Here is a 4350-nt window from a genome sequence, read left to right as displayed (position 1 = left end):
AAAGTCTAAGAATGGTATTATTTATCATTAAATCTTTCTACTGCTGTAAACCCCTACAATTTTAGCTCCCAATTCTTGAGCAATACTTTTAACTCTAATCGTCAATTCAGAATCCATACCCATTATCAATCCACCACAATAAAATTATCACCTAAACTTCTATACATAAGATACAAAAGAGTTTAAATTCAATATTTTTATTAATTAACATCTAACTTACTTTGTGATTCGTCTGGAGGGAGTATATTGAGGAATGTTAAGGTTTCATCTGTCCAGTTTGCTTATAAACCTATTAAGAGTTTTGAAGATTTTGAATCCAACGTGGAGAATCTCATCCAACGAGCAAAGGGATCGGATTTCATCGTTTTTCCCGAAACCTTCACCATGGAGCTCCAATACCTGATTCCAAATAATGACATATCTAAAATCCATGAATTTACTGAACAGTACTTAGAATTATTCACACAGTTATCCAGAAAGAAAAAACAGTATATTGTTGCGGGTTCCCATGTCACAAAGAAAAACGACAAGTATTATAACACTGGTTATATCTTCTGTCCTGATGGAGAAATCTTCGAACACAGCAAAACCCATCTATTTCCATTAGAACCCTTTCTGGGCATCTCCCCCGGCAACACTATTGAAACATTTGAAACCACAAAGGCAAAAGTAGGTTTAGCTATCTGCTACGAGGTGGAATTCCCAGAAGTCGTAAGAATCCTCACCCTAAAAGGCGCAGAGATTATTTTCTGTCCTTCCTACACCATCGGCGAACACGGCTTCTGGCGCGTAAGATACTGCTGCCAAGCACGAGCCATAGAAAACCAAATCTATGTAGTTCTCTCCTGCATGGTTGGAACGCCACCAATCACCGAAATGGCCGGCTGGGGAAGATCCGCGATAATGAGTCCATGTGAGAATTCGTGGCCTCCAAACGGTATCATAGCAGAAGCCAAAATTAACGAGGAGATGGTAATAACTGGAGAACTAGACTTGGGACTTCTGCATCAAAAAAGAGAAAGCGGTTCTGCACCCACCCTTAAAGACCGCCGCCCAGAATTATACAGAAGTTAGCGGTTAATCTCACTAATCTCACACTGGCGTGTGTTATGGTCGTATGTATGCCCATCCCTGCATCTGTTTTTTTACTAACTCCCCCACACCTGAGGTAACAATTTCAACCATATCAAAAAAATCATCCCTACTTAAGCCCAAGTTACGCATACTGTTAGAACAGACAGCGAAGTGGACACCCTTTGCAGCAAGTCCCATAATTAATTGTTCCAACTGGTTGGACTCCTTGATAAGCACTCTGACTCCTTGTCCATTTGTCAATAACTCTAACTCAATGTTTTCTTCCCCTAAATCTGCTAGAAGATTCTCAATATTATGGAGAACCATTTCACCCCTATTTTTTTCATTAAGATGAAAAATTGCATAGTACTCCATTTAATCACCTCCTCTATTATGAAATTCTATAACCTACTAAAAAGTTTACAAAAATTCATTATATGGGTACCTAAGTTATAAGAAACTGCTCTATTTATTGTATTTGGGATAGTGGAATAAAAATGATTGCTTGGATTAATTTTTCTTCGATGATTGTTGCAGCTTTGCTTCTGTTATACTTCTATGTTAAGAGTGTAAGGCCAGCTGCTTTGGAGAAAAAGATTGGTAAAAAGGCTTACCATAAATGTACTCAGTACCGAACAATAGCTTCAGTTTTCATGATTGTTGCATTAATTAACTATGTGGTATACTTTTTGTATCCACTACCATTACCGCTTCCTCGAACATTTCCCTGGGATTGGTGGATTTCCATAGTAATAGGAGTCTTAATTGCAATTCCCGGCGGATATTTATGGTTTAGAGGCATAAAAGATGCTGGAGAAGGAACAATGGTAACTAAAAAAGAACATAAACTCTACGGTGGAATATATCAGAGAATAAGACACCCTCAAGCAGCTGGGGAAATAACGTTTTGGTGGGTAGCTGCTTTCATCCTAAACTCTCCTTTTCTTGCCCTATTTTCACTCATTTGGATATCAGTATTCTATGTAATGTGCCGAGCAGAGGAAACAGACCTCGTTATTCGCTACGGAGAAGAATACTTGAATTATAAGAGGGATACAGGTTTTATTATACTTAAGAGAAATAAAAGATGAAAAAAGGTTTTTCCACATAGTTGTTTATAAAGAATTCAAAACTTCGAAAAATTCGGAAATTTTAATATCGCCTAACTTTTACAAAATTAATTTTTTTAAAAATTCTTTTAATGGATTAGCAGTATCTTCTCTATTTATTAAATATAAATTGACTTCAGAAAAATGATAATTAGATAATTAATCTTTGAATTTACCCGTTAGCCAATTCACCATTTTTTTGCAGTAAGGACATCTATCCATTTCCGGCTCCACCATCACTGTGCTGCCGCAGGCTGGGCAAACCATTTCCACTTTTTCACCCATAACATATCCTGAAGGGGTTTTCTTGAACTCTGCTTCCATTTTCTGTTTTTTAGCTTCTTCCCTATCTTTCATCATTTGAGATAACTTGTCTGAAACAGATATTCCCGGTTTACCGGGGGCGGCTCTCGCTTCTTTGGATACAGTTTTGACTTTAGTTTTGGATTTGGATTTTATGGACCCGGGTTCTGGTGGATTTAGTACATCCCAAATTTTCCTAGCAAGTGATTTATCCCTTGCCACTCCTCTAGGCACGACTTCGGTTTCCATCATGATATCATAAGCGGGGCTGGTCACATCTTCGTCTGCTTGTACCCTTTCTGCCACTGTTAGGGGTATGGGTTTTAAATCCATTTGTTTATAGTTTTTAATTAGTCTAATCAGTCTACCCATATTATCTGTGTCCATACCTTTTATGGCAATGTGATCCGATTTGAACACCGACCATTTACTCTCCCTAGGGTACTTAATTTCTAAGTGTTTTTCTACTAGTCCTCCTATGGAGACATCCACTATGTTTTCAAAGAATACGCTGAATCCTCCAAACACCTCCTCTTCGGGGGAGGTGCTCATTATCTTAGCTAAGGTTCCCTTATCTCCGTAAAAAATTACCCGCATATTCGTCAAATACAAGTCTCCTACATTGGTTTGGAGACTGAAATCTTCGGATTCCCCAACACTTACACCGTGCACCACATGTATCAGTTTTTCACCTTTAAGCAGGAATGGAGGAGTCTTTCCATGAATTTTTATCATTTCTCATACCCTTTTAATATTCTAAATTAAGTTTTTTTCTGCAATAATGATTAACATACCCACATATAAAAATACAGTTCACGGCACAGACAAATCTACCTGAATCCAATCACTAGGCCTGCCCGACTCCTTTTTAACAATCTTAAAACTTGGCGGATTATCACGGGTTTCAATCACCAAAGAATAAGTATTAATAATAAATTCTCTAATTTCCTCGTCCAGACTTTTTGATTCAAACATTGATATGGTTAGCATTCTTCGGAGATTCAACCTTTGAATCTTTTCTTCCCATTCCAGAATCTTCTTTGGGAACAAGGCTTCTTCCTTAATATATTTCAAAATTGAATCTCTGATAATTAGGAGCCCCTCAAAATTCTCTTTCTGTGAATTATTCAACAGTTCCTTTAATCTATCCACCAACTGGTAACCCTCCCTTATATCCTCATAAAATTTGACGATATCATCAACTGTGCATGATTTTACTCCAATCTTCTCCACCATTTTCTTAATAGTATTGAGGCGGGTACCCTTACTGGTGGTATAATAATACGATTTAATATTCCTCTTACTTACAGTAACAATTATGTTCATAGCCAAAAAAGTCATAGTTCTCGGTTCACCAATTACCGCTACACTGTCTGTAAATTGGCATCCTCCTGTCAAATATAGATCTAAATCTGTTACGCCGCAGGATATCTTATTGGGAAGTGATCTCGCTACATCCGCTAGCTTATCACAGGTGGTAATCATTAATTCTTCGGTAATAGGTTCACACCATAGACCTTTACATATAGGCACAGAATAGTCTAAAGCACACCTAGTAAGCTTGCCCTCTTCTAAAATTAAGTAACGGCAAGGCTTATCGTAGGCAAAGCCTAGACAACTGACTAGTATTTCCGCAATAGACTTTAGCAACAATGAATTTCTCCTCAAACTTTTGTCTCACTTTTCTCTGATTAATATAGTCATCCTTCCATTTACTAGTTTTTCTATCCCCATTTTTCGGTGATTTTACAATGGATCCGTCGGAAACTTCAAACCTGGTGAACCTATTCGCTGTAATTTTCCTCACTAAAAAAACATATTTTTCCTTTAAAAAATTTGTCCCATCACTCTTTCATCTTATAAT

The 4350-nt window shown here is 37.4% G+C and carries 5 protein-coding genes; 2 read left to right on the top strand and 3 right to left on the bottom strand.

Annotation, left to right across the window (positions count from 1 at the left end):
* Positions 1–246: 246 nt before the first annotated feature.
* A complete protein-coding gene (locus tag ACUVXA_RS16880; protein ID WP_445872457.1) occupies positions 247–1074 on the top strand; it encodes a carbon-nitrogen hydrolase family protein in 828 nt (275 codons plus the stop codon).
* Between the two features lie 33 nt (positions 1075–1107).
* Here ACUVXA_RS16880 and ACUVXA_RS16875 read toward each other — a convergent pair whose 3' ends face one another.
* Positions 1108–1449: a DsrE family protein gene (locus tag ACUVXA_RS16875; RefSeq protein ID WP_445872456.1), complete on the bottom strand. Its 342-nt coding sequence runs from the start codon at positions 1447–1449 to the stop codon at positions 1108–1110.
* Positions 1450–1571: 122 nt separating this feature from the next.
* Here ACUVXA_RS16875 and ACUVXA_RS16870 point away from each other — a divergent pair, with 122 nt between their 5' ends.
* Positions 1572–2165 (top strand): methyltransferase family protein, encoded by a 594-nt coding sequence (locus ACUVXA_RS16870; RefSeq protein ID WP_445872455.1) that lies wholly within the window; start codon positions 1572–1574, stop codon positions 2163–2165.
* 177 nt (positions 2166–2342) lie between these two features.
* Here ACUVXA_RS16870 and ACUVXA_RS16865 read toward each other — a convergent pair whose 3' ends face one another.
* Positions 2343–3221: a hypothetical protein gene (locus ACUVXA_RS16865; protein ID WP_445872454.1), complete on the bottom strand. Its 879-nt coding sequence runs from the start codon at positions 3219–3221 to the stop codon at positions 2343–2345.
* Between the two features lie 78 nt (positions 3222–3299).
* Positions 3300–4139 (bottom strand): hypothetical protein, encoded by an 840-nt coding sequence (locus tag ACUVXA_RS16860; RefSeq protein ID WP_445872453.1) that lies wholly within the window; start codon positions 4137–4139, stop codon positions 3300–3302.
* Between the last annotated feature and the right edge of the window lie 211 nt (positions 4140–4350).

It is taken from the genome of Candidatus Jordarchaeum sp. (assembly GCF_052745115.1).
The sequence above is the reverse complement of the archived record's forward strand: the minus strand, read 5'-3'. Positions and strand labels throughout refer to the sequence as shown.

Coding starts and splice junctions, on each gene's coding strand:
- ACUVXA_RS16875 (WP_445872456.1), bottom strand. CDS start 1,449: ATGGAGTACTATGCAATTTTTCATCTTAATGAAAAAAATAGGGGTGAA.
- ACUVXA_RS16870 (WP_445872455.1), top strand. CDS start 1,572: ATGATTGCTTGGATTAATTTTTCTTCGATGATTGTTGCAGCTTTGCTT.
- ACUVXA_RS16865 (WP_445872454.1), bottom strand. CDS start 3,221: ATGATAAAAATTCATGGAAAGACTCCTCCATTCCTGCTTAAAGGTGAA.